This is a genomic window from Rhodovibrio sodomensis (genome assembly GCF_016583645.1).
GTDB classification, from domain to species: Bacteria; Pseudomonadota; Alphaproteobacteria; order Kiloniellales; family Rhodovibrionaceae; genus Rhodovibrio; species Rhodovibrio sodomensis.
The window spans coordinates 32,579-56,398 of the sequence record NZ_NRRL01000020.1 but is presented as its reverse complement, the minus strand read 5'-3'; the positions used below and the strand labels follow the sequence as shown (position 1 = coordinate 56,398).

General features: G+C 68.1%; 20 protein-coding genes and 3 tRNA genes. 22 read left to right on the top strand and 1 reads right to left on the bottom strand.

Annotated elements, in window-relative coordinates; translation table 11 throughout:
* A partial coding sequence (locus CKO28_RS09900) for an ADP-dependent NAD(P)H-hydrate dehydratase (RefSeq protein WP_274610941.1) occupies positions 1–425 on the top strand: 425 nt, incomplete at its 5' end.
* Positions 426–479: 54 nt separating this feature from the next.
* On the opposite strand, the gene CKO28_RS09895 is transcribed toward CKO28_RS09900, so the two are convergent.
* Positions 480–983, bottom strand: coding sequence for a hypothetical protein (locus tag CKO28_RS09895; RefSeq protein WP_200340606.1), 504 nt, complete (start codon positions 981–983; stop codon positions 480–482).
* A 210-nt stretch (positions 984–1,193) separates the two neighbouring features.
* Between CKO28_RS09895 and CKO28_RS09890 the strand changes: the two genes are divergently transcribed.
* From CKO28_RS09890 to CKO28_RS09790, 21 genes are all read left to right on the top strand, one after another.
* Complete coding sequence (locus CKO28_RS09890; RefSeq protein WP_200340604.1) at positions 1,194–1,451, top strand: hypothetical protein; 258 nt, start codon at positions 1,194–1,196, stop codon at positions 1,449–1,451.
* A 281-nt stretch (positions 1,452–1,732) separates the two neighbouring features.
* Positions 1,733–4,180, top strand: coding sequence for a thiamine pyrophosphate-binding protein (locus tag CKO28_RS09885; RefSeq protein ID WP_200340602.1), 2,448 nt, complete (start codon positions 1,733–1,735; stop codon positions 4,178–4,180).
* Positions 4,181–4,447: 267 nt separating this feature from the next.
* Positions 4,448–4,534: transfer RNA gene (locus tag CKO28_RS09880), tRNA-Leu, on the top strand.
* A gap of 157 nt (positions 4,535–4,691) precedes the next feature.
* A complete protein-coding gene (gene tig, locus CKO28_RS09875; protein WP_200340600.1) occupies positions 4,692–6,320 on the top strand; it encodes a trigger factor in 1,629 nt (542 codons plus the stop codon).
* A gap of 220 nt (positions 6,321–6,540) precedes the next feature.
* Complete coding sequence (clpP, locus tag CKO28_RS09870) at positions 6,541–7,176, top strand: ATP-dependent Clp endopeptidase proteolytic subunit ClpP (RefSeq protein ID WP_200340598.1); 636 nt, start codon at positions 6,541–6,543, stop codon at positions 7,174–7,176.
* A 348-nt stretch (positions 7,177–7,524) separates the two neighbouring features.
* Positions 7,525–8,790 (top strand): ATP-dependent Clp protease ATP-binding subunit ClpX, encoded by a 1,266-nt coding sequence (clpX, locus tag CKO28_RS09865; protein ID WP_200340596.1) that lies wholly within the window; start codon positions 7,525–7,527, stop codon positions 8,788–8,790.
* Positions 8,791–9,142: 352 nt separating this feature from the next.
* On the top strand, positions 9,143–11,560 hold the full coding sequence (gene lon, locus CKO28_RS09860) for an endopeptidase La (protein WP_200340594.1): 2,418 nt from the start codon (positions 9,143–9,145) through the stop codon (positions 11,558–11,560).
* 175 nt (positions 11,561–11,735) lie between these two features.
* Entirely contained in the window at positions 11,736–12,008 is a 273-nt protein-coding gene (locus tag CKO28_RS09855) for an HU family DNA-binding protein (RefSeq protein WP_200340592.1), read from the top strand.
* A gap of 128 nt (positions 12,009–12,136) precedes the next feature.
* Positions 12,137–12,211, top strand: a tRNA-Val gene (locus CKO28_RS09850).
* 386 nt (positions 12,212–12,597) lie between these two features.
* Positions 12,598–13,536 carry an AEC family transporter gene (locus CKO28_RS09845; RefSeq protein ID WP_200340591.1) on the top strand — a complete coding sequence of 313 codons (939 nt, stop codon included), beginning with the start codon at positions 12,598–12,600 and terminating at the stop codon, positions 13,534–13,536.
* 225 nt (positions 13,537–13,761) lie between these two features.
* A tRNA-Asp gene (locus tag CKO28_RS09840) sits at positions 13,762–13,838 on the top strand.
* A 448-nt stretch (positions 13,839–14,286) separates the two neighbouring features.
* A complete protein-coding gene (locus tag CKO28_RS09835; RefSeq protein WP_200340589.1) occupies positions 14,287–14,652 on the top strand; it encodes an NADH-quinone oxidoreductase subunit A in 366 nt (121 codons plus the stop codon).
* The gene (locus CKO28_RS09830) at positions 14,643–15,227 is read left to right on the top strand and encodes a NuoB/complex I 20 kDa subunit family protein (RefSeq protein ID WP_200340587.1); all 585 of its coding nucleotides are present in this window, start codon (positions 14,643–14,645) and stop codon (positions 15,225–15,227) included. The genes CKO28_RS09835 and CKO28_RS09830 overlap by 10 nt, the downstream gene beginning before the upstream one ends.
* 112 nt (positions 15,228–15,339) lie before the next feature.
* Entirely contained in the window at positions 15,340–15,966 is a 627-nt protein-coding gene (locus tag CKO28_RS09825; RefSeq protein WP_200340585.1) for an NADH-quinone oxidoreductase subunit C, read from the top strand.
* Positions 15,966–17,144: an NADH-quinone oxidoreductase subunit D gene (locus CKO28_RS09820; RefSeq protein ID WP_200340583.1), complete on the top strand. Its 1,179-nt coding sequence runs from the start codon at positions 15,966–15,968 to the stop codon at positions 17,142–17,144. Before CKO28_RS09825 ends, CKO28_RS09820 begins: the two co-directional genes overlap by 1 nt.
* The gene (nuoE, locus tag CKO28_RS09815; RefSeq protein ID WP_200340581.1) at positions 17,141–17,893 is read left to right on the top strand and encodes an NADH-quinone oxidoreductase subunit NuoE; all 753 of its coding nucleotides are present in this window, start codon (positions 17,141–17,143) and stop codon (positions 17,891–17,893) included. Before CKO28_RS09820 ends, nuoE begins: the two co-directional genes overlap by 4 nt.
* 4 nt (positions 17,894–17,897) lie before the next feature.
* A complete protein-coding gene (nuoF, locus tag CKO28_RS09810) occupies positions 17,898–19,205 on the top strand; it encodes an NADH-quinone oxidoreductase subunit NuoF (protein WP_200340579.1) in 1,308 nt (435 codons plus the stop codon).
* A gap of 9 nt (positions 19,206–19,214) precedes the next feature.
* Positions 19,215–21,278, top strand: a complete 2,064-nt coding sequence (nuoG, locus tag CKO28_RS09805; protein ID WP_200340577.1) for an NADH-quinone oxidoreductase subunit NuoG — start codon at positions 19,215–19,217, stop codon at positions 21,276–21,278.
* A complete protein-coding gene (gene nuoH, locus CKO28_RS09800) occupies positions 21,271–22,281 on the top strand; it encodes an NADH-quinone oxidoreductase subunit NuoH (protein WP_200340575.1) in 1,011 nt (336 codons plus the stop codon). Before nuoG ends, nuoH begins: the two co-directional genes overlap by 8 nt.
* 170 nt (positions 22,282–22,451) lie before the next feature.
* A complete protein-coding gene (gene nuoI / locus CKO28_RS09795; protein WP_200340573.1) occupies positions 22,452–22,940 on the top strand; it encodes an NADH-quinone oxidoreductase subunit NuoI in 489 nt (162 codons plus the stop codon).
* A gap of 263 nt (positions 22,941–23,203) precedes the next feature.
* Positions 23,204–23,818, top strand: coding sequence for an NADH-quinone oxidoreductase subunit J (locus tag CKO28_RS09790; RefSeq protein WP_200340571.1), 615 nt, complete (start codon positions 23,204–23,206; stop codon positions 23,816–23,818).
* The last annotated feature ends 2 nt before the right edge of the window (positions 23,819–23,820 follow it).

The following is a 23,820-nucleotide window of genomic DNA, read 5'->3' as shown; positions in this document are numbered from 1 at the left end:
TCCCGACCCCGCCCGTCCCGACCCCGCCTGTCCTGACCCCGCACGACGGCGAGTTTGCCCGGCTGTTCCCGGACCTGCACGGCGACAAGCTGACCCGCGCGCGCACGGCTGCGCAGCGGACCGGTGCGGTGGTGCTGCTGAAGGGCGCGGACACGGTGATCGCCGCGCCCGACGGCCGCGCGGCGATCAACGCCAACGCGCCGCCGGACCTCGCCACCGCCGGGGCGGGCGATGTCCTGGCCGGGCTGGTCGCCGGTGCCCTGGCCCAAGGCCTGCCCGGGTTCGAGGCCGCCTGCGCCGCCGCCTGGCTGCACGGGGCCGCCGCCCGGCAGTTCGGCCCCGGCCTGATCGCCGACGACCTGCCCGACCGCGTGCCCGCCGCGCTTGCGGAATTGAGGCGTAACAGCAGTGGGTTAAGCGGCTGAGCCCGGGTCGCTACACGGACTTTGGATCAGCGCCGAGCGGCTCGACCGGTCCGCTCACCGCTCCTGACCGAAGCGCGCGCGGACCTCGTCCCAGGTGAGCGGCGCGAGGTCGGTGTGTTCGACCGAGACGCAGACGTGGGCGCCGCCCGGGACCGCGCGGCTGTGGGTGTGGCCGTGCACGTTGCGCGCGTATTTGGGGCCTAGCTGTGCGGGTACGTGGCTCAGCAGCGTGCCGGCGCCGAAGTTGACCGCGCCGTGGACCTCGGCGACCGCGTCGAACGCGAGGCCGTCGCCGCCGAGCCAGCGGCGGTCGTGATCGCCCATGACCAGGTGTATCCGCCCCTTAAGCGCGCCCAGCGCGGCGCGTGCCGCCGCCGGCGACCAGGCGAAGTCGCCCAGCACCCAGATTCTGTCGTGCGGGCCGACGCGGGCGTTCCACCGGGCGACCAGGGCGGCGTCGTGCGCCGCAATGTCGGAATACGGGCGATTGGCGGCCTCGTAGCGCAGGATGTTCGCGTGCCCGAAGTGGGGGTCCGCGATCAGGAAGGTTTCAGGCATTGCTGGATCGACCTGGTTAACGGCTTGGGCCCCGGCGATGTCCCAAGATGCCCGGATAAGCCATTCGACGTAGGGCACTTTCTTCGGCTTGCACGAGGGATGCGTGTTAACGGGCTCTTAAACCGTGCCGTGCACGCTGGCGTTTCGGGCAACCCGCTCAAATGCGGTGCAATTGCCCGTGGTTCCACGCCGACATGAAGGAAGAACGCCATGCTGGCAGATCGTCTCGACATCTTCTCTCGGCGGCAGCGGACCCGCATCGAGGCCGGCTCGACCTACCTGCGCCGCGCGCCCGATCAGACGGTGGAAACCGCCGAGGTGCGCTCGGTGGCCAAGGACGAGATGGGCATCGACCACGTCCGCTTCCACATCAAGATCGCGCGCGGACACACCAAGTTCGTGGACGAGGAGCGGATCCTGTCGCTCACCAGCTTCGTCGAGCGGTTCCGCGAGCGCGCCGAGGCTTAGACCCGCCGGCGCCGGCCGATCGGCGGAGCTGTGCTCAGCGCCGGACGGCCGGGACTTCAACCGCGGTCCATGGTGGTTGGGAACCGCGGCTCGTTGTCGGCCGAGTGGTCGACATTCTATCGAAATTTCAGACAAATAAGCCCCCGCTGTCGATCGGCCGCCTGGGCCCCGGACGGGCGGAGGCGGCCCGTCTCGCGTGTCTTGCCTCGGCGCGGCTGTGCGGCAAGACTGGCCGCCAGCAAACGCCGGACCGGGCGATCGCAGCAGCGGGGAGGACGATCATGGCTGAAGGCGGCAAGGCGCTGAGCGCGGACGGCGATCGCGAGCACACCACGGCGGCGCGCCGCCGGGTGCTCGGCCAGCTGGAGCGCAAGGTGCTCTGGCTGTCGGCCTGGACGATCCACAACGCCAACCTGCTGCGCGACAACCCGGACGGCCTAAAGGTCGGCGGGCACCAGGCGTCCTGCGCCTCCCTGACCACGCTGATGACCGCGCTCTACTTCGACGTGCTGCGGCCGGAGGACCGGGTCGCGGTCAAGCCGCACGCGAGCCCGGTGTTCCACGCCATCCAGTACCTGCTGGGCCAGCAGGACGTGCAGGCGCTGAAGGACTTCCGCGGGTTCGGCGGGGCGCAGTCCTATCCCTCCCGGACCAAGGACAAGGACGACGTCGACATCTCCACCGGGTCGGTCGGCCTGGGGGTCGCGATGACCGCGTTCGCCGGGCTGGTGCAGGACTATGTTTCGCTCAAGGGCATGATGGGCGAGCGTCCGCGCGGGCGCATGGTGGCGCTGGTCGGTGACGCCGAACTGGACGAAGGCAACATCTACGAGTGCCTGCTGGAGGGCTGGAAGCACGACGTCCGCAACGTCTGGTGGATCATCGACTACAACCGCCAGAGCCTGGACAGCGTCGTCGCCGACCGCCTGTTCGGTCAGATCGACCAGCTGTTCCGCACGATGGGCTGGGACGTCATCACCTTGAAGTACGGCCGCAAGCTGCAGGCCGCGTTCGAGCAGCCGGGCGGCGCGGCTCTGCGGCAATGGATCGACGACTGCCCGAACTCGCTCTATTCCGCGCTCGTGTTCAAGGGCGGGGCCGCCTGGCGCGCGCAGCTCAAGGGCGACATCGGCCAGGTTGCCGGCGTGCCCGAGCTGCTGGCGCAGTACGACGATGCCCAACTGCACGCGCTGATGACCAACCTGGCTGGCCACGATCTCGACGTGGTGCTGGAGACGCTGCACGGCCTGGACGGCGACGACCGGCCGAAATGCATCGTCGCCTACACGATCAAGGGCCAGGGGCTCCCGTTCGCCGGGCACAAGGACAACCACGCCGGGATCATGAACGCCCAGCAGATGGCGGACTTCCAGTATGCCAACGCGGTGCCGGCGGGCCATGAGTGGGACCGCTTCGCCGGCCTGGACTCCGGCGACGACGAGCTACGGGCGTTGCTCGACGATGTGCCGTTCGCCCGCACCGGCCGGCGCCGCTACCAGGCGCCAAAGGTGCCGATCCCGGACCGCCTGCCGCTGCCGGAGGGCGCGCGGATGTCGACCCAGGAAGGCTTCGGCAAGATCCTGGGCGAGATGGCCCGCGCCGAGACGGGCGAAACCGGCGGCGAGCTCGCCGAGCGGCTGGTGACGACCTCTCCGGACGTCACCGTGTCGACCAACCTCGCCGGCTGGGTGAACCGGCGGGGCATCTGGTCGCGCCATCGGCGCGCCGACACCTTCAAGGAGCAGAAGGTCGTCTCCGCCCACCAGTGGGGCATGAGCCCGGAGGGCCAGCACCTCGAACTGGGCATCGCGGAAAACAACCTGTTCACCCTGCTCGCCGCGCTCGGCCTGTCGCACAGCCTGTTCGGCGCGCGCCTGCTGCCGGTCGCGACGCTCTACGACCCGTTCATCCTGCGCGGGCTCGATGCGCTCAACTATGCCTGCTACCAGGACGCGCGCTTCATGCTGGTGGCGACGCCGTCCGGCATCTCGCTGGCGCCGGAGGGCGGGGCGCACCAGTCGCTCGGCACGCCCCTGATCGGGATGAGCCAGGACGGCCTGGCCGCCTTCGAGCCGTCGTTCGTCGACGAGCTGGAAGCGATCATGCGCTGGGGCTTCGACTACCTGCAGCGCGACGGCACCGGCGAGGCTGACAGCGACTGGCTGCGCGACGTCGAGGGCGGCAGCGTCTACCTGCGCCTGACCACCCGGTCGATCGCGCAGCCCGAGCGCACGCTGACGGCCGAGCAGGAAAACCAGGTCATCCAAGGCGGCTATTGGCGCCACCCGCCGGCCGACGGCGGCGAGCTCGCGATCGTCTACACCGGCGCGACCGCCCCGCAGGCGGAAGCCGCGTTCGAGGCGATCCGCGAAGAGGTGCCGGGCGCCGGCCTGCTGGCGGTGACCAGCGCCGACCGATTGAACGCCGGCTGGACGGCCGCGGAGAAGGCGCGCCAGACCGGCGGCGCGCACGCGCCCAGCTGGGTCGAGCGGCTGCTCAGCCCGCTCGCCCGCGACGCCGCGCTGGTGACCGTGCTCGACGGCCACCCGGCCACGCTCGCCTGGCTGGGCGCGGTGCGCGGCCACCGGGTGCAGGCGCTGGGCGTCGAGCACTTCGGCCAGTCGGGCACGCTCTCCGACCTTTACGCCAGCTACCGGATCGACGCGGACGCCATCCTGGACGCCTGCGCCACCGCGCTCGTGGAGCGCCGGCAGGGCACCCCACGGTAGGCCGGCGCCGCTAAACTGATTCCCCTCCTCTAGTGGGAGGAGGGGCTAGGGGAGGAGGGTGCCGCGCCGCCGGAACGCCGCGGGTAACCTCCTCTCCCCGGCCCTCTCCTCCCAGTGGAGGAGAGGGCGTGAGCCTGCGTGGAGGTCGAGCGGGATAGCCCCAAACCGGCCTTTAACGCGGTCGCCCGCGTGGCTAGGTTAGGGGGCGGTTGCGTCCCCTGCGGCGATGGTCTAAACGATCCGGCCTGCACGGGCGCGCCTTTTGCCGCGGGCGTGGCGGAACTGGTAGACGCGCTAGGTTTAGGTCCTAGTGGGTGGAAACCCGTGGGGGTTCAAGTCCCTCCGCCCGCACCACGGCGGCGAATGCTGCATCGCCCGGCGCAGGTCCCGGCAGGTCGGGACGTGCGTTCCAGAGACATCCCCCGCGCCGCCACGCCGCGCGTCGCCGCGCGCGCGGGCCGGCGCGACAGCCATCACCGAGCCCAACCGATAGGAAGGGACCGAGCGGTCCATGCAGGTCACCGAAGAACAGAACGAAGGCCTCCAGCGCGAGTTCGTCATTACCCTGGAAGCCAGCGAGATCGACGAGAAGGTTCAGAGCCGGCTGCGCGAGATCGGCAAGAACCAGAAGATCCCGGGCTTCCGGCCGGGCAAGGCGCCGATGAGCATCCTCAAGCAGCGCTTCGGCCAGGCGGTGATGGGCGAGGTGCTGGAACGCGCCGTGGGCGACTCCTCGCAGCAGGTAATCCAGGAACGCGGCCTGCGCCCCGCCGGCCAGCCGGACATCTCGGTCGAGTCCTTCGACCAGGGCCAGGACTTGGTGTACCGGATGAAGCTGGAGCTGCTGCCGGACATCGAGCCGATGGACTTCAGCCAGATCCAGGTGACCACGCACAAGATCGAGGTCCCGGACCACGAAGTCGACGAGGCGCTGGACCGGCTGGCCTCGCAGCAAAAGGAGAGCAAGCCGGTCGAGGAACCGCGCCCGGCGCGCAACGGCGACATCCTGGTGGTCGACTTCTCCGGCGAGGTCGACGGCGAGAAGTTCCCGGGCATGGAAGCCGAGGACCATCACCTCGAGCTCGGCTCGAACCGGTTCGTCGAGGGCTTCGAGGAGCAGCTGGTCGGCGCCCAGCCGGGCGAGGAAAAGACCGTCGAGGTCACCTTCCCGGACTCCTACATGAACAGCCAGCTGTCCGGTAAGACCGCGCAGTTCCACGTCAAGGTGAAGGAGCTGCGCGAGGCCGAGCCGGTCGAGATCAACGACGAGCTGGCGCAGAAGTTCGGCGAGGAAGACCTGAACTCGCTGAAGGAGCGGGTGCGCGACCAGATCCGTCAGGACTACGAGCGCCTGACCCGCCAGCGCACCAAGCGCGAACTGCTCGACCAGCTGGCCGACGGCCACAGCTTCGACGTGCCGGCCTCCATGGTCGACAGCGAGTTCAACGCGATCTGGCAGCAGATCGAGCAGGACCGCCAGAACGGCCAGCTCGACGCCGAGGACGCGGACAAGTCCGAGGAGCAGCTGCAGGAGGAGTACAAGTCAATCGCCGAGCGCCGCGTGCGCCTGGGCCTGCTGCTCTCCGAGGTCGGCCGCAACCAGCAGATCGACGTCACCCAGGAAGAGCTCAACAAGGCGCTGATCGAAGAGGTCCAGCGCTACCCTGGCCGCGAGCGCGAGGTGTTCGAGCACTACCAGAACAACCAGGACGCCCTGCAGAACCTGCGCGCGCCGATCTACGAGGATAAGGTCATCGACTACATCCTCGAGCTCGCCAACACCCAGGACCGGAAGGTCACGACCGACCAGCTGCGCGCGGAGCTGGAGGCCGAGCAAGCCGGCCAGAGCGCCGAGAGCGCGGACGAGAGCAAGTCCAGGTCCGGCGGCAAGAGCAAGTCCGGCGGCGCCAAGAGCGCCGGCGCGAAGAGCTCGGGCGGCGAGAGCGCGAGCAAGAGTGCCGACGAGGGATCGAAATCCGAGTCCAACAGCGCCAGTTCGACCAAGAGTGGCGCCAAGACGTCCGGGAGCAAGTCCGGCGGTTCCAAGTCCGGCGGTGGCAAGGCCGATACCAGCAAGTCCGAGACCAGCAGCAAGTCCGCCGGCTCGCAGGCGGCGTCGGGCGGCTCCAGCACCGCCTAGAGCAAAATCGATGAAGGTCGAGCCGACCTTCATCGTGAGTTTTGCTCTAACTGCTTGAAGAGAGAGCAAGATTCAGCTGAAAGGTGGCTTCGCCTTTCAGCATCTTGCTCTAGCGGCTTGAGACAGCGGGTCTAGACGGGCCCGCCGGAAGGCACAGCAACCGATCCGCACGCCGGGGCCAACGATCCGGCGTGCCCGAAACACCAGGGTTAAGACACCGATGAGCGCGAACGACGCGGAGATGAACACCCTCGTTCCCATGGTGGTCGAGCAGACCAACCGGGGCGAGCGTTCCTACGACATCTTCTCCCGCCTTCTGAAAGAGCGGATCATCTTCCTGACCGGGCCGATCAACGACAGCGTTGCGAGCCTGGTCTGCGCCCAGCTGCTGTTCCTGGAAAGCGAGAACCCGAACAAGGACATCAGCTTCTACATCAACTCGCCGGGCGGCGTGGTGTCCTCGGGCCTGGCGATCTACGACACCATGCAGTACATCCGCCCGGACGTCTCCACGGTCTGCATCGGGCAGGCCGCCTCCGCGGGCTCGCTGCTCCTGATGGCGGGCGCCAAGGAGAAGCGGTTCGCCCTGCCCAACGCCAAGATCATGGTCCACCAGCCTTCCGGCGGCTTCCAGGGCCAGGCGACGGACATCGAGATCCACGCCCGCGAGATCCTGGAGACCCGCCGGCGGCTGAACGAGATCTACGCCCACCACACCGGGCAGCCGCTGAAGACGATCGAGGAGGCGATGGAGCGCGACAAGTTCATGAGCGCCGAGGACTCCAAGGAGTTCGGCCTGATCGACGTCGTCGTCTCCGAGCGTCCGGCCGCGACGGGCGGCGACAAGAAGTCGTAACCCCGCCGCCGCTTCGACCGGGACGGTCCGAAAGCCCCTCTTCCGCCGGTCGGGAGCGGGGCTTTCTTGCATCCCTCCCATCGCTCGCGGGCCGGTTGAACAGGCGCCCCGGCGGCCCCAGTGTCCGGCCAACAAGCCGGGACGCCGGAACAGCCCGCAAGCGGGCCGTGACGAGCTTCGCGCGTTCAGGTTTCTTTGACACAAATCGCCCAGACTGACCTGGAATTCGGGGCGCTGTGGCCGACGCGCGGGCGGTCCTGGCCAGAGGCGGTCCGGCTTTTTGCGTTGTACGGCCGCCCGCGGCTTCGCTAACATACCGAGGTTAGACTCGGTTAACGTGGCGTGGGTATGAGCAAATCTAGCGGCGGCGACTCCAAGAACACCCTGTACTGCTCCTTTTGCGGCAAGAGCCAGCACGAGGTCCGCAAGCTGATCGCGGGCCCGACGGTGTTCATCTGCGACGAATGTGTCGAGCTGTGCATGGACATCATCCGCGAGGAGAACAAGACCACCCTGGTCAAGTCGCGCGATGGGGTCCCCACGCCGCGGGACATCAACAACGTCCTCGAGGATTACGTGATCGGCCAGCGCCACGCCAAGCGCGTGCTGTCGGTCGCGGTGCACAACCATTACAAGCGCCTCGCTCACGCGGCGAAGTCGAACGACGTCGAACTGTCCAAGTCGAACATCCTGCTGCTCGGGCCGACCGGCTGCGGCAAGACGCTGCTGGCGCAGACGCTGGCGCGGATCCTCGATGTGCCGTTCACGATGGCCGACGCGACCACCCTGACCGAGGCCGGCTACGTCGGCGAAGACGTCGAGAACATCATCCTCAAACTGTTGCAGGCCGCCGATTACAACGTCGAGCGGGCGCAGCGCGGGATCGTCTACATCGACGAGGTCGACAAGGTTTCCCGCAAGTCGGACAACCCGTCGATCACCCGCGACGTATCCGGCGAGGGCGTGCAGCAGGCGCTGTTGAAGATCATGGAGGGCACGGTTGCGTCCGTGCCGCCGCAGGGCGGGCGCAAGCATCCCCAGCAGGAGTTCCTGCAGGTCGACACGACCAACATCCTGTTCATCTGCGGCGGCGCCTTCGCCGGGCTGGAGAAGATCATCGCCGGCCGGCATCAGGGGTCCTCGGTCGGCTTCGGCGCCGACGTGCGCGCGCCGGAGGAGCGGCAGACCGGGGAGATCCTGCGCTCCGTGGAGCCGGAAGACCTGCTCAAGTTCGGTCTGATCCCCGAGTTCGTCGGCCGCGTGCCGGTCCTGGCCACGCTCGACGACCTCGACGAGGACGCGCTGATCGACATCCTGACCAAGCCGAAGAACGCGCTGGTCAAGCAGTACCAGCGGCTATTCGAGATGGAGGACGTCCGCCTTGAGTTCACCGACGACGCGCTGAAGGCGATCGCGGAGAAGGCGATCGCCCGCAAGACCGGCGCGCGCGGCCTGCGCTCGATCATGGAGGGCATCCTGCTGGAGCCGATGTACGAGCTGCCGGGCCTGGAGTCGGTCGAGGAGATGGTGATCAACCGGGAGGTCGTGGAAGGCCGGGCCAAGCCGCTCTATATCTATACCGATCGCCGCGAGGATCTGGGCAGCAGCGCCTAGAGCAAGATCGATGAAGGTCGGGTCGACCTTCATCGTGAATCTTGCTCTAACTGCTTGAAGAGAGAGCAAGAGTCAGCTGAAAGGCGGCTTCACCTTTCAGCCTCTTGCCCTAACAGGCGCGCCGGGACCGCCCGCGGCGGTCGGCCTCTTGCGCCGGCCGGGCGCTGAACACAGCGTCTCCCGTCGGGCCTCAAGTCAGGGCAGGGGGCGAGCGATCGCCCGGGCTGCGGCCCCGCCCGACACTGCCGCCGGTTGGCCACGCTCGCCGCCGGCACGACCGCACGCCCGGGCCAACGCGGCTGCCCGGCGTCCCGGCCCGATCTTGGTGCCGTGACCGGACCAAGAGGGTCGAATGTCTCAGTCTTCCGTCTCCCCGTCTCATCAAGCCCATCCCGTCCTGCCGTTGCGGGACATCGTCGTCTTTCCGCACATGATCGTGCCGCTGTTCGTCGGCCGGCCGAAGTCGGTTGCCGCCCTGCGCGAGGCGATGCGCGCCGACAAGCAGGTCCTGCTGCTGACCCAGCGCGACAGCGCGCTCGACGATCCGGGCCCCGACGACATCCACGCCGTGGGCTGCATCGCGACCGTGCTGCAGCTGCTCGACCTGCCGGACGGCACGGTCAAGGTGCTGGTCGAGGGCGCGACCCGCGTGCGGGTCACCGGCTACAGCGAGACCGTGCGCTGGCTGGCCGCCGAGACGGAGACGTTCGCCGACGCGCCGAGCGATCCCAAGGAGCTCGCGACCCTATCCCGCGCCGCGCTCGGCCGGTTCGAGCAGTACATCAAGCTGAACAAGAAGATCCCGCCGGAGGTCATGGTCTCCCTCAACCAGGTCGACGGCGCGGCCCGGCTGGCGGACAGCCTGGCCGCGCACCTGGACCTGGCGTTGAGCGACAAGCAGGCGCTGCTGGAGACGCCGTCGGTCGCCCAGCGGCTGGAGACGATCTATGGCCACATGGAAGGCGAGATCGGCGTGCTGGAGGTCGAAAAGCGTATCCGCGGCCGGGTGAAGCGGCAGATGGAGCGCACCCAGCGCGAGTACTTCCTGAACGAGCAGATGAAGGCGATCCAGCGCGAACTGGGCGAGGACGGCGCCGGCGGCGACGAGGCGAGCCAGTTCGCCGAGCGGCTGCACAAGGCCAAGATGCCGCGCGAGGCGCGCCAGAAGGCCGAGGCGGAACTGAAGAAGTTCCGCAACATGTCGCCGACCTCGGCCGAAGCGGGGATCTTGCGCAGCTACCTCGGCTGGTTGCTCGACCTGCCGTGGGCGCAGCGCAGCCCGCTCAAGACCGACCTCGCGGGCGCGCAGGCGGCGCTCGACGCCGACCATTACGGCCTGGACAAGGTGAAGGACCGGATCGTCGAGTACCTCGCCGTGCAGCAGCGCGTCGGTAAGATCAAGGGACCGATCCTGTGCCTGGTCGGCCCGCCCGGGGTCGGCAAGACCTCGCTCGGCCAGTCGATCGCGCGGGCGACCAACCGCAAGTTCGTGCGCATCAGCCTGGGCGGGGTGCGCGACGAGGCGGAGATGCGCGGCCACCGGCGCACCTACGTGGGCGCGATGCCGGGCAAGATCATCCAGGGCATGAAGCGCGCCGGCACGGTCAACCCGCTGATCATGCTGGACGAGATCGATAAGCTGGGCGCCGACCACCGGGGCGACCCGGCCGCCGCCCTGCTGGAGGTCCTGGACCCGGCGCAGAACGGCGCCTTCAGCGACCACTACCTGGACCTGACCTACGATCTGTCGGAGGTGATGTTCATCGCCACGGCGAACACGCTCGCCATGCCGCGGCCGCTGCTGGACCGCATGGAGGTGATCCGTCTGCCGGGCTACACCGAGGAGGACAAGGCGGCGATCGCCAAGCGCTACCTGATCCCCAAGCAGGCGCGCGAAAACGGCCTGAACGACGCGCAGTGGCGGGTTTCCGACGGCGCGCTGACCGACCTGATCCGCGGCTACACGCGCGAGGCCGGCGTGCGCAACCTGCAGCGCGAGCTCGGCGGGCTGGCGCGCAAGGCGGTGCGCGAGCTCGAGGAAGGTACGGCGGACGGCCTGACCGTCACCCGCCGCAACCTGGCGAAATACGCCGGCGTGCCGCGCTTCCGGCGCGCGGAGCTGGACTCCGAAGACCGCATCGGCACGGTGACCGGGCTGGCCTGGACCCAGGTCGGCGGCGAACTGCTGACGGTCGAGGCCGTGGCCGTGCCCGGTAGCGGCAAGGTCACCGCGACCGGCAAGCTGGGGTCGGTGATGAAGGAATCGATCACCGCCGCCGACAGCTACGTAAAGGCCCGCGCCGAGGCGCTGGGGCTTGACACCGCCCTGATCGCCCGGCGGAACGTCCACGTCCATCTGCCCGAAGGCGCGGTGCCGAAGGACGGGCCGTCCGCCGGCCTGGCGATGATCACGGCGATCGTCTCCTGCCTGAGCGGCGTGCCGGTGCGTCGGGACGTGGCGATGACCGGCGAGATGACGCTGCGCGGGCGCGTGCTGCCGATCGGCGGCTTGAAGGAAAAGCTGTTGGCCGCGCAGCGCGCCGGCATCCGCATGGTCCTGATCCCGCAGGACAATGCCGCCGAGCTCGCGGAGATGCCGGAGGCGCTGAAACGCGGTCTGACGATCCGGCCGGTGGCCCGCGTCGAGGAGGTGCTGGAGCACGCGCTCGCCGGGCCGCTGCGTCCGGCGGCGACGGCGGATTCCGAGTCGCTCGACCCGCTGCCCGCGCCGGCGGAACCCGGCGCGGCGCCCGGAACCATCCGCCATTAACGCAAGCGAACCAGAAAATCGGGGTGATTAGGCCGTGACACCGGCCGAATCCCTCGGAATCCTGCCCTTTCCCACATTGACCGGTCGCTCAGGGCCGCTATACACTCCGGCGTACTCGTAAGCGTGCTTCTTCAACAGATGCCGGTACTTTACCCAATAGACTGGGGGGTTTGACGTGAACAAAAACGAGTTGATCGACGCTGTCGCCAAGAGGTCGGGGCTGTCGAAGGCCGATACGTCAAAGGCCGTTGACGGTGTATTCGAAGAGATCACCAACTCGCTCAAACAGGGGGATGAGGTTCGGCTGGTCGGCTTCGGCACCTTCTCCGTGGCGACCCGCGCCGCGTCGGAAGGCCGCAATCCGCGCACCGGCGAGCGCATCCAGATCCCGCAGACCAATCAGCCGAAATTCAAGGCTGGCAAGGGTCTCAAGGACGCGCTGAACTGACCCGCGCGGCGCCCTTGCCCGAGTGAGATCCGGCCGCCGCGGGTTCGCCCTTCGGCGGCCGGTTCGCGTTAGGTCGGTTCGCGGTAGGTCTGTTCGCGGTAGATCGGGGCGATCCGGCCGATCGCGGTGGGCGGTTAGCTCAGCGGAAGAGCGTCTGGTTTACACCCAGAAGGTCGCTGGTTCGACCCCAGCACCGCCCACCAATACTCACCGTATCCGAGCTAAAGTCGACGGTATTGGGCCGGGCCTTCGGCCGCGGCGGCACGGGGCGTTCTCACCGGCCGGCAACGTCCGACTGCGTCGCAGACTCTTTCGCACGGCCGCTCCGATACCCCTTAGCGATCCCTCGAGACGCTTACTTGGTCAAGCTCCGCAGGGTGAAGTTATCGGTTTCTCAATAAGATAACCAGCTTCATGCCGAACGGCGCCCGGTTGAGGGGCATCTCGAGGCATCCTTCACGGATGGCGCCGCGTTGCGTGCAAAGTCTCTGGGTGGGACCGAGAATCGCCCGTGCAGCGCGCGCGTGCCAGCGCGTCCGCGTTACGCCGACGACCGCAGCGGCCGCTGGCCCCGTCCCCTGGAAGCCCGATGTCCATCCTGCTCGATATCATTATCCCGGTGTTCGGCCTGGTCGGCGTGGGCTACGCCGCCGTCCGGATGGCGGTGTTCGATCCCGGCTACGTGCGCGGGCTGAGCACCTTCGCCTTCACCTTCGCGATCCCGGCCCTGCTGTTCCGGTCGATGGCGCAGATGGACATGGCGGGCGCGGTGGCCTGGCCGTTCCTGCTGTCGTACTACATCGCCGCGGTGGCGATGTTCGGGGTCGGGACGCTCGTCAGCCGCCTCGTGTTTCAGCGGACCCTGGCCGAGTCCGGCATCGGCGGGCTGTGCAGCAGCTACTCCAACGCCGTGCTGCTGGGCATCCCGCTGCTGCTGACCGCGTTCGGCGAGCGCGCCAGCCTGCCGGCCTTCCTGATGGTCGCGTTCCACTCCGCCCTGATGTTTCCGCTGGTCACGCTGGTCGTTGAAGTCGGCCGCGGGCAGGGCGAACGGCTGCGGGCGATTCCGATCGCCACGGCGCGCGGGCTGGTCCGGAACCCGATTCTCTGGGGACTCGGTCTCGGGCTGCTGTGGAACGCGAGCGGCTGGCCGCTGCCGCAGACGCTGGAGTCGCTGCTGAACACGCTGGGCCAGGCGGCGGTGCCGGTCGCGCTGTTCGCCATGGGCGCTTCGCTGGTCGGCTACCGCACCGGGCGGCTGCCGCTGGAGCCGCTGGCGCTGAGCGCGCTCAAGCTGCTCGCCATGCCAGGCCTGGTGTTCGTGCTGGGGAGCTACGTCTTCGCCCTCGACCCGCTGTGGCTGGAGGTTGCGGTGGTGATGGCCGCCCTGCCGGCCGGGGTGAATGTCTACGTGCTGGGCCAGCAATACAACGCGAACGGGGAGGGCGCGGCTGCGACCGTGCTGCTCTCGACCACGCTGTCGCTGATCAGCGTCTCGACGCTGCTGTTCCTGTTCGAAGTCCGCTGACCCCGGGGGCCGGCGAAGCCGCATTTCGAAGCTGGACAGGTGGCCGGCATCCGACGAGCTTCAAGCCTGCCGAGCGGATGGCTAACTGCCTCGGACGGCGGCAAGAATCGGTGTTCACGATCGGGCGGGACCGGGCCGGCTGGAAGGCCATTGCGACGCCTTTTCATTCGCTTGACACATCGGGAACCGTCCAGTACACGACGGCTACCCCAGCGATGGGCTCGCGGGGGTGTAGCTCAGTAGGTTAGAGCGCTGGCCTGTCACGCCAGAGGTCGCGGGTTCGAGTCCCGTCACTCCCGCCATTTCCCTTTATCGTACCTCCATGGAAACGCCGGTAGCTTTGCGCAGTGAGCCGGTGCGTCCCCGTCCCGCGCGGTGGGCGCCTGCGGCGATCCACCGCGCGGGACGGGCCCCGTCGGCGTCCCCACTTTCCGGGCCCGAACCATGGCGCTATGTCAGTGGATCAGGCGGGATCGGGTCGGCGCGCGGCGTCGCGCCGGCTCCGGCGACAGGCCGCGGCGAAAAAATCGCCGTGGTGCCGGGGTCGCGATGCCTGACGCGGCGGGCCGTTCGTGATAAGACGCGCGGCATTGCGCACATGAGGCCGGGCTGGCAAACCTCGCCCGGTGATGACGCGGGCGGACCCGCGCGCGGACGATAACGAAGACGATAACGCACAAGCGCCGGCAATCAGCCACGGGCCAACGGGCTAACGGGCCGGCGTACGGCAAAACGGCGAGGATCGTTGGCATGGAAAGCCTGCTGATCGAGTATCTCCCGATCTTGATCTTTTTCGGCATCGCCATCGGTCTGGCGCTCGCCATGGTGGGCGCGAGCTACGTCGTCGCCCGCCAGAGCCCGGACCCGGAAAAGGACTCCGCGTACGAGTGCGGCTTCGAGGCGTTCGACGACGCCCGCAGCCGGTTCGACGTGCGCTTCTATCTGGTCTCGATCCTGTTCATCATTTTCGACCTAGAGGTTGCCTTCCTGTTCCCCTGGGCGGTGTCGCTCAGCGAGATCGGGGTGTTCGGCTTCTGGTCGATGGTGGTGTTCCTCGGCATCCTGACCATCGGCTTCATCTACGAGTGGAAGAAAGGGGCGCTGGAATGGGAGTGAACCCGTCTCTCGCACGCGAGGGCGGCCCGCAGGCCCTCCAGCCGGGCGGCCGCGACGTCGCGGACCTCGACAAGAGCAAGCTGCTCGACAACCTCGGGCACGAGCTGCAGGACAAGGGCTTCCTGGTGGCGCAGCTGGACAAGCTGTCCGCCTGGGCGCGCTCCGGCTCGATGTGGCCGATGACCTTCGGGCTGGCCTGCTGCGCCATCGAAATGATGCACGCCGGCGCGAGCCGCTATGACCTGGACCGGTTCGGCTCGGTGTTCATGGCGAGCCCGCGGCAGGCGGACGTGATGATCGTCGCCGGCACGGTCTGCAACAAGATGGCGCCGGCCCTGCGCAAGGTGTACGACCAGATGGCGGAGCCGCGCTACGTGATCTCCATGGGCTCCTGCGCCAACGGCGGCGGCTACTACCACTACTCCTACTCGGTGGTGCGGGGCTGCGACCGGATCATCCCGGTGGACATCTACGTGCCCGGCTGCCCGCCGACGGCGGAGGCGCTGCTCTACGGCGTGCTGCAGCTGCAGAAGAAAATCCGGCGCGAGGGGCAGCTCGACCGGACCATGGCGTAACCCGCCGGTTCCCGCGCCCGCTTCCCGTCAGCCCGCGCGTCGCTGTCCGCGCCGGGGGGCCGGTTTCCGGTCCTGGCGCGGGCACGGCTGCGGCGCGCCCAACGAGGACGACATGGCCGATACGCAAGCGCTCACAGACCTGGGCGAATACATCGCCAGCGCCTTGATGGACGAGGTGACCGAGACCTCGGTGGCGAACCAGCAGCTCACCGTCTGGGTCACCCGGCCGTCGATCGTGAAGGTGCTGTCCTTCCTGCGCGACGACCAGAACTGCCACTTCCGGCTGCTGATGGACATCACCGCGATCGACCATCCCGAGCGGCAGGAACGCTTCGAGGTGGTGTATTCGCTGCTCTCGCTGAAGCACAACCAGCGCGTCCGGGTGAAGCTGCCCGCGGGCGAGGAGACGCCGGTCGACAGCGTCACCGAGGTGTATTCCAACGCCGGTTGGTGCGAGCGCGAGGTCTGGGATCTGTACGGCGTGTTTTTCGCCAACCACCCGGACCTGCGCCGGATCCTGACCGACTACGGCTTCGAGGGGCATCCGCTGCGCAAGGACTTCCCGCTGACCGGGTTTGTCGAGGTGCGCTACGACGAGGACGAGAAGCGCGTGGTCTACGAGCCGGTCAAGTTGACCCAGGAATTCCGCAACTTCGACTTCATGAGCCCGTGGGAAGGCATGCTGCACCTGCCGGGCGACGAGAAGGCCGAAGGCCACGGTGAGGAGAACGAGGGCTGATGGCCGAGTCCCAGATCAAGCCGCTGACGCTCAACTTCGGGCCCCAGCACCCGGCCGCGCACGGCGTGCTGCGCATGGTGCTGGAGATGGACGGCGAGGTGATCGAGCGGGTCGATCCGCACATCGGCCTGCTGCACCGCGGCACCGAGAAGCTGATCGAGTATAAGACCTACCTGCAGGCGGTGCACTACTTCGACCGCCTGGACTACGTCTCGCCGATGGCCCAGGAGCACGCCTACGCGCTCGCGGTCGAGGACCTGCTGGGCCTGGAAATCCCGCGCCGGGGCAAGTTCGTGCGCGTGCTCTACGCCGAGATCACGCGGATCCTGAACCATCTGCTGAACATCTCGACCTATGCCCTCGACGTTGGGGCGATCACGCCGTTCCTATGGTTCTTCGAGGAACGCGAGAAGCTGCTCGAGTTCTACGAGCGCGCGTCGGGCGCGCGCATGCACGCCGGCTACTTCCGCCCCGGCGGTGTCGCGCGCGACATCCCGCCCGGGCTGGTCGACGACATCTACGAGTTCTGCAAGTACTTCGAGAAGGTGCTGGACGACGTTGAGGATCTGCTGACGGAAAACCGGATCTTCCGCCAGCGCTCCGTCGACATCGGCATCATGAGCCAGGAGGAGGCGCTCGACTGGGGCTTCTCCGGCCCGGCGCTGCGGTCCACCGGCATCCCGTGGGACCTGCGCAAGTCGCAGCCGTACGAGGTGTACGACGAGCTCGACTTCGACGTGCCGGTCGGCAAGAACGGCGACTGCTTCGACCGCTACCTGATCCGGATGGAGGAGATGCGCCAGTCGGTCAGCCTGATGCGCCAGTGCCTGGACAAGATGCCCGAGGGCCCGGTCCGGGCCGACGACCAGAAGGTGGTGCCGCCCAAGCGCGCCGAGATGAAACGGTCGATGGAGGCGCTGATCCACCACTTCAAGCTGTACACCGAAGGCTATCACGTGCCGCCGGGGGAGACCTACCGCGCGGTCGAAGCGCCCAAGGGCGAGTTCGGCGTGTTCCTGGTCGCCGACGGCAGCAACCGCCCGTACAAGTGCCACATCCGCGCGCCCGGCTTCCACTTCCTGCAGGCGATGGACTACATGTGCAACGGCCACATGCTGGCCGACAGCGTCGCCATCCTGGGCTCGCTCGACATCGTGTTCGGAGAGATCGACCGATGAGCCGTGTGACGACGCACCCCAAGGTCACCAGCTTCCGCCCGCCGGAGACCGGCGATTTCGCGTTCACCGAGGCGAGCTGGAAAGAGGCCGAGTTCGCGCTTGCCAAGTACCCCGAGGATCACAAGGCGAGCGCGGTGATGCCGCTGTTGTGGATCGCGCAGCGGCAGAACCAGGGCCACCTGACCCGGGCCGCGATCGAGTACGTGGCGCAGATCCTGGAGATGGCCCCGATCCGCGTGCACGAGATCGCGACCTTCTACACGATGTACAACCTGGAAAAGCCGGGGAAGGTCCAGCTGCAGATCTGCCGCACCACGCCCTGCATGCTGCGCGGCGCCGACGACATCCTGGCCGCGGTCAAGACCAAGCTCGGGATCGACGACGGCGAGGTCACGGAAGACGGCCTGTTCTCGCTGATGGAGGTCGAGTGCCTGGGGGCCTGCTGCAACGCGCCGATGATGCAGGTCAATAACGAGGCGTACTACGAGGATCTCACCCCGGAGATCGTCGAGCGGCTGATCGACGACTGGCGCGCCGGCAAGACGCCGACCCCGGGCTCGCAGCAGGGCCGCGCCGGCTCCGAGCCGGAAGGCGGGCCGACCGTGCTGACGGACGTCCAGGACTACGGCGCGGCGGACGGGCCGTACGCCAACGGCACGTTCGTCCCGGCCGAGGTGCGGCGCGCGCGCGCCGCGGCCGCGCAGGCGGACAACGAGGCGGGCACCTCGTCGGACAAGGGGAGCAGCTAACGCCATGCTGCAGGACAAGGACCGCATCTTCACCAACCTGTACGGCCAGCACGACTGGAAGCTGGCCGGCGCCAAGCGGCGCGGCGTCTGGATGGGTGCCGGCGACATGCTCGCCATGGGCCGGGACACGCTGCTGCAGAAGATCAAGGATTCCGAATTGCGCGGGCGCGGCGGCGCCGGCTTCCCGGCCGGCATGAAGTGGTCGTTCATGCCCAAGAACGATCCGCGGCCGAGCTACCTCGTGGTCAACGCCGACGAATCCGAGCCCGGGACCTGCAAGGACCGGGAGATCATGCGCTACGACCCGCACCGTCTGCTCGAGGGGTGCGTGGTCGCCGGCTTCGCGATGGGGGCCCGGGCGGCCTACATCTACGTCCGCGGCGAGTTCTGGCAGGAAGGCAACCACCTGGAGGAAGCCGTCCAGGAGGCCTACGACGCGGGGCTGATCGGCGACAACGCCTGCGGCTCCGGCTACGCCTTCGATATCTACATCCACCGCGGTGCTGGGGCGTACATCTGCGGTGAGGAGACCGCGCTGCTCGAAAGCCTCGAGGGCAAGAAGGGCATGCCGCGCCTGAAGCCGCCGTTCCCGGCCCAGGTCGGCATCTACGGCTGCCCGACCACGGTCAACAACGTCGAGACGATCGCGGTCGCCCCCGAGATCCTGCGCCGCGGGGTCGATTGGTGGACCGGGTTCGGCCGGCCGAAAAACACCGGCACCAAGATCTTCTGCCTGTCCGGGCACGTGAACAAGCCGTGCAACGTCGAGGAGTCCATGAGCATTCCGCTCAAGGACCTGGTGGAGAAGCACGCCGGCGGCGTGCGCGGCGGCTGGGACAACCTGCAGGCGGTGATCCCGGGCGGCTCCTCGGTACCGCTGATCCCCAAGTCGGTCGCCGACCATCAGTTGATGGACTTCGACGCGCTCAAGGACTCCAAGACGGGCCTGGGGACGGCGGCGGTGATCGTGATCGACAAGTCCGCCGACATCATCGACTCGATCTGCCGGATCGCCCTGTTCTACAAGCATGAGAGCTGCGGCCAGTGCACGCCCTGCCGGGAAGGCACCGGCTGGATGTGGCGGGTGATGACCCGGATGGTCCAGGGCAAGGCCGAGATCGACGAGATCGACAAGCTCTGGGACGTCACCAAGGAGGTCGAGGGCCATACCATCTGCGCCCTGGGCGACGCGGCCGCCTGGCCGATCCAGGGGCTGATCCGCCACTTCCGCCCCGAGTTGGAAGAGCGGATCGTCGAGTACAAGCGCAAGCACGCCAAGCGGGCCACCAGCGTGGCCACCGCCGCGGAGTAAGGACCTGCCATGCCCACCCTGGAGATAGACGGCAAGGAAGTGACGGTTCCGCAGGGCGTGAACGTCCTGCAGGCCTGCGAGATCGCCGGCCATGAGATCCCGCGCTTCTGCTATCACGAGCGCCTGTCGATCGCGGGCAACTGCCGGATGTGCCTGGTCGAGATGGAGCGTTCGCCCAAGCCGATCGCGTCCTGCCACATGCCGGCACAGGACGGCATGAAGGTCTGGACCGACACCGAGATGGTCCGGAAGGCCCGCCGCGGCGTGATGGAGTTCCTGCTGATCAATCACCCGCTGGACTGCCCGATCTGCGACCAGGGCGGCGAGTGCGACCTGCAGGACCAGGCGATGGCTTACGGCTTCGACCGGTCGCGCTACGAGGAGAACAAGCGCGCGGTGCCGGAGAAGGAGATGGGTCCGCTGATCAAGACGATCATGACCCGCTGCATCCACTGCACCCGCTGCATCCGCTTCGCCGCGGAGGTCGCGGGCGTCGAGGAGATCGGCGCGGTCGGCCGCGGCGAGCACATGGAGATCACCACGCTGGAGCAGGCGATCGACAGCGAACTGTCCGGCAACCTGGTCGACATCTGCCCGGTGGGCGCGCTGACCTCGCGCCCCTACGCCTTCTCCGCCCGGCCGTGGGAACTGCGCAAGACGCCGTCGGTCGACGTGATGGACGCGGTCGGCTCCAACATCCGTGTCGACACCCGCGGCCGCGATGTGATGCGCGTGCTGCCGCGCCTGCACGAGGACGTCAACGAGGAGTGGATCGACGACAAGACGCGCCACGCCTGCGACGGCCTGCGCCGGCAGCGGCTCGACCGGCCGTTCGTGCGCAACAAGAAGGGCCGGTTGGAAGAGGCCACCTGGGACGAGGCGTTCACCGCGATCGCCAAGCGCCTGAAGGGCAAGACCGGCGAGCAGGTCGGCGCGATCGCCGGCGACCAGTGCGACGCGGAGAGCATGCTGGCCCTGCGCGACTTCATGGGCACGCTGGGCTCGCCCAACCTGGACTGCCGGCAGGACGGCGCGAAGATCGGCCAGGGCGCGCGCGCCGGGTATCTGTTCAACACCACGATCGCCGGGATCGAGGAGGCCGACGCCTGTCTCCTGGTCGGCACCAATCCGCGGCGCGAGGCGGCGATGCTCAACGCCCGCCTGCGCAAGCGCTTCCTCAAGGGCGGCTTCAAGGTCGGCGTGGTCGGCGAGCAGATGGACCTGACCTACCAGACCGAGTACCTGGGCGCCGGGCCGGAGACGCTTCAGCAGGTCGCCGACGGCAAGCATCCGTTCGCGGAGACGCTGAAGAACGCCGAGAAGCCGATGATCGTGCTGGGCCAGGGCGCGCTGGCCCGCGAGGATGGCGCGGCCGTGCTCGCGCTGGGCCGGCAGATCGCCGAGAGCTTCGGCATGGTCCAGGAGGCGTGGAACGGCTTCAACGTGCTGCACACCGCGGCCGCGCGGGTCGCCGGGCTCGACCTCGGCCTGCTGCCGGGCACGGGCGGCCGCGACGTCGAGGGCATCCTGCAGGGCGCCGAGACGGGCGAGATCGACACGGTCTACCTGCTGGCCGCCGACGAGTTCGACACCAGCCGGCTGGACAACGCGTTCGTCGTCTACCAGGGCCACCACGGCGACGCCGGCGCGCACGCCGCCGACGTGATCCTGCCGGGCGCGGCCTACACCGAGAAGAACGGCACCTACGTCAACACCGAAGGGCGCGTGCAGCTGGGCCGGCTGGCCGGCTTCCCGCCGGGCGAGGCCCGGGACGACTGGTCGATCCTGCGCGCGCTGTCGGCGTACACCGGGCAGGCGCTGCCGTACGACAACTTGGGGCAGGTGAGGCAGAAGCTGATCGAGACGGCGGATACCTTCGCCCGGATCGACCAGCTGGCGCCGGCCGAGTGGGAGGCGTTCGGCACGCGCGGCAAGCTCGGCGGCGAGCCGTTCCGGTCGCCGGTCGCGAACTTCTACATGACCGACCCGATCAGCCGGAACTCCGAGACGATGGCGCGCTGCACGGAAGCGTTCATCCTGCCGAAACGCGAAGCGACGGGCACTCATGGCTGACTTGTGGACAGGCTACCTCTGGCCGGCGATCTTTATCGTTCTGCAGATCGTCGCGATCCTGGTGCCGCTGCTGATCGCGGTGGCCTACCTGACCTACGCGGAGCGTAAGGTGATCGCCGGCATGCAGCTGCGCCGCGGGCCCAACGTGGTCGGCCCGTTCGGGCTGCTGCAGCCGCTGGCCGACGGCATCAAGCTGCTGTTCAAGGAGACCATCCTGCCGGCCGGCTCGAACCGGATCGTGTTCGTGCTGGCGCCGATGGTGACGTTCGTGCTGGCGCTGGTGGCCTGGGCGGTGATCCCGTTCGGCCCGAACCAGGTGATCGCCGACATCAACGTCGGCGTGCTCTACCTGTTCGCGATCTCGTCGCTTGGCGTCTACGGCATCATAATGGCTGGCTGGGCGTCGAACTCGAAGTACCCGTTCCTGGGCGCGTGTCGCTCGGCCGCGCAGATGGTGTCCTACGAAGTCTCGATGGGCTTCGTCATCGTTTCTGTCGTGCTGTGCGCGGGGACGCTGAACCTCACGGGCATCGTGGAGGCGCAGCAGAACCTCTGGTTCGCGATTCCGCTGCTGCCGATGTTCGTGATCTTCTTCATCTCCATCCTGGCGGAGACGAACCGCACGCCCTTCGACCTGCCGGAGGGCGAGTCGGAGCTCGTCGCCGGGTACTTCGTCGAGTACTCCTCGATGACCTTCGCCCTGTTCTTCCTGGGCGAATACGCGAACATGATCCTCTTGTCGGCGATCACGGCCGTGCTGTTCCTGGGCGGCTGGATGCCGCCGCTGTGGATTCCGCCGTTCACCTGGGTTCCGGGCGAGATTTGGCTGGCGCTGAAGATCGCCGCCGTCTTGTTCGTGTTCATCTGGGTGCGCGCGACGCTGCCGCGCTACCGCTACGATCAGCTGATGCGCCTGGGCTGGAAAGTGTTCCTGCCGGTGTCGCTCGGCTGGGTCGTGCTGACCGCCGGCGTGCTGGTCACCTTCGACCTGCTGCCGCAGTAACCCGGGCTGCGCCGCGCCCGCCGGTCGGCGACCGGACGGGGCGGCGAGACGCCCCTTGCACGGGCGGGCCGCCTGACTATGGTGGGCGCCGCCGCGTCGCCCGACCGGAGCCGCGCTGTGAGACAGCGGGGCCGCCGCGGGCGAGGCCAACTGACGAGGTTGAAGACGCCATGGCAACCCTCGACCGGTTCGCGCGATCCTGGCTCCTGTGGGAGCTGATCTCGGGCCTGAGCAAGACCGTCGGGTACATGTTCAAGCCCAAGGTCACGCTGAACTATCCCTACGAGAAGGGCGTGATCAGCCCGCGCTTCCGCGGCGAGCACGCGTTGCGCCGGTACCCCAACGGCGAGGAGCGCTGCATCGCCTGCAAGCTGTGCGAGGCGATCTGCCCGGCGCTCGCGATCACCATCGAGGCCGAGCCGCGCGAGGACGGCAGTCGCCGGACGACGCGCTACGACATCGACATGACCAAGTGCATCTACTGCGGTCTGTGCGAGGAAGCCTGCCCGGTGGATGCGATCGTCGAGGGGCCGAACTTCGAGTTCGCCGCGGAAACCCGCGAGGAGCTGTTTTACAACAAGGAGAAACTGCTCCAGAACGGCGACCGCTGGGAACAGGAGATCGCCCAGCGCCTGACGCTGGACGCGCCCTACCGTTGACCCGCCAGGGTCGCTGACCGCCGCGCCGGCCCACCTCACGGGCCGGCGCAGACGTATCGGGGGCATGTGGTTCGAGGCCAGGGTCCCCGAGCTCGACGCGTCCGGGGGAGCAGAGACGCGCCGGGCGCCCGGGGAACTGTCCGCGGCCGGCGCCGACCCGCCCACAGCGCGTGACGCGGACGGGCCGCACGCGCTAGAAGACACCGCCACCGGCGGAGGCCGTCCGGCCTTCGTCTCCAAGACACGGGTTCAGAGATACGCTCATGGTCGTTCAGGCGCTCTGCTTCTATCTCTTCTCGGCGGTCGCCATCGCGTCCGCGGTGATGGTGATCTCGTCGCGCAACCCGGTGCATTCGGTGCTGTTCCTGATCCTTGCGTTCTTCAACGCGGCCGGGCTGTTCGTGCTGATGGGGGCCGAGTTCCTGGGGATGATCCTGGTCGTTGTCTACCTGGGCGCGGTCACGGTGCTGTTCCTGTTCGTCGTGATGATGCTGAACATCAACGTCGCCGAGATGCGCCAGGGCTTCCTGCAGTACCTGCCGATCGGCGCCACCGTGGGCCTGATCCTGCTGGTCGAGCTGTTCATGGTGCTGGGCGGCTGGGCGATCTCGCCGGAGGCCGCGCAGGTCGCGCAGGTACCGACGCCGCCGCCCGAGCAGGTCTCCAACACCGCCGCGCTGGGGAACGTGCTTTACACCAAGTACGTCTACCTGTTTCAGGCGTCCGGCATCGTGCTGCTGGTCGCGATGATCGGCGCGATCGTGCTGACCCTGCGTACGCGTACGGGCGTACGCCGGCAGAACCTGCGCGAGCAGTCGTTCCGCACGCGCGACGAGTCGGTCGAAGTCAAGAAGGTGCAGTCGGGGAGCGGCGTCTAATG

Bases quoted from the DNA above. Each gene is read 5' to 3' on its own strand.
- CKO28_RS09820 (WP_200340583.1), top strand. From the start codon at position 15,966: ATGGCCGAGTCCCAGATCAAGCCGCTGACGCTCAACTTCGGGCCCCAG.
- nuoI (WP_200340573.1), top strand. From the start codon at position 22,452: ATGGCAACCCTCGACCGGTTCGCGCGATCCTGGCTCCTGTGGGAGCTG.
- CKO28_RS09790 (WP_200340571.1), top strand. From the start codon at position 23,204: ATGGTCGTTCAGGCGCTCTGCTTCTATCTCTTCTCGGCGGTCGCCATC.
- CKO28_RS09835 (WP_200340589.1), top strand. From the start codon at position 14,287: ATGGAAAGCCTGCTGATCGAGTATCTCCCGATCTTGATCTTTTTCGGC.
- CKO28_RS09845 (WP_200340591.1), top strand. From the start codon at position 12,598: ATGTCCATCCTGCTCGATATCATTATCCCGGTGTTCGGCCTGGTCGGC.
- CKO28_RS09885 (WP_200340602.1), top strand. From the start codon at position 1,733: ATGGCTGAAGGCGGCAAGGCGCTGAGCGCGGACGGCGATCGCGAGCAC.
- CKO28_RS09825 (WP_200340585.1), top strand. From the start codon at position 15,340: ATGGCCGATACGCAAGCGCTCACAGACCTGGGCGAATACATCGCCAGC.
- clpP (WP_200340598.1), top strand. From the start codon at position 6,541: ATGAGCGCGAACGACGCGGAGATGAACACCCTCGTTCCCATGGTGGTC.
- tig (WP_200340600.1), top strand. From the start codon at position 4,692: ATGCAGGTCACCGAAGAACAGAACGAAGGCCTCCAGCGCGAGTTCGTC.
- nuoH (WP_200340575.1), top strand. From the start codon at position 21,271: ATGGCTGACTTGTGGACAGGCTACCTCTGGCCGGCGATCTTTATCGTT.
- clpX (WP_200340596.1), top strand. From the start codon at position 7,525: ATGAGCAAATCTAGCGGCGGCGACTCCAAGAACACCCTGTACTGCTCC.
- nuoF (WP_200340579.1), top strand. From the start codon at position 17,898: ATGCTGCAGGACAAGGACCGCATCTTCACCAACCTGTACGGCCAGCAC.
- lon (WP_200340594.1), top strand. From the start codon at position 9,143: ATGTCTCAGTCTTCCGTCTCCCCGTCTCATCAAGCCCATCCCGTCCTG.
- nuoG (WP_200340577.1), top strand. From the start codon at position 19,215: ATGCCCACCCTGGAGATAGACGGCAAGGAAGTGACGGTTCCGCAGGGC.
- CKO28_RS09890 (WP_200340604.1), top strand. From the start codon at position 1,194: ATGCTGGCAGATCGTCTCGACATCTTCTCTCGGCGGCAGCGGACCCGC.
- CKO28_RS09895 (WP_200340606.1), bottom strand. From the start codon at position 983: ATGCCTGAAACCTTCCTGATCGCGGACCCCCACTTCGGGCACGCGAAC.
- CKO28_RS09830 (WP_200340587.1), top strand. From the start codon at position 14,643: ATGGGAGTGAACCCGTCTCTCGCACGCGAGGGCGGCCCGCAGGCCCTC.
- nuoE (WP_200340581.1), top strand. From the start codon at position 17,141: ATGAGCCGTGTGACGACGCACCCCAAGGTCACCAGCTTCCGCCCGCCG.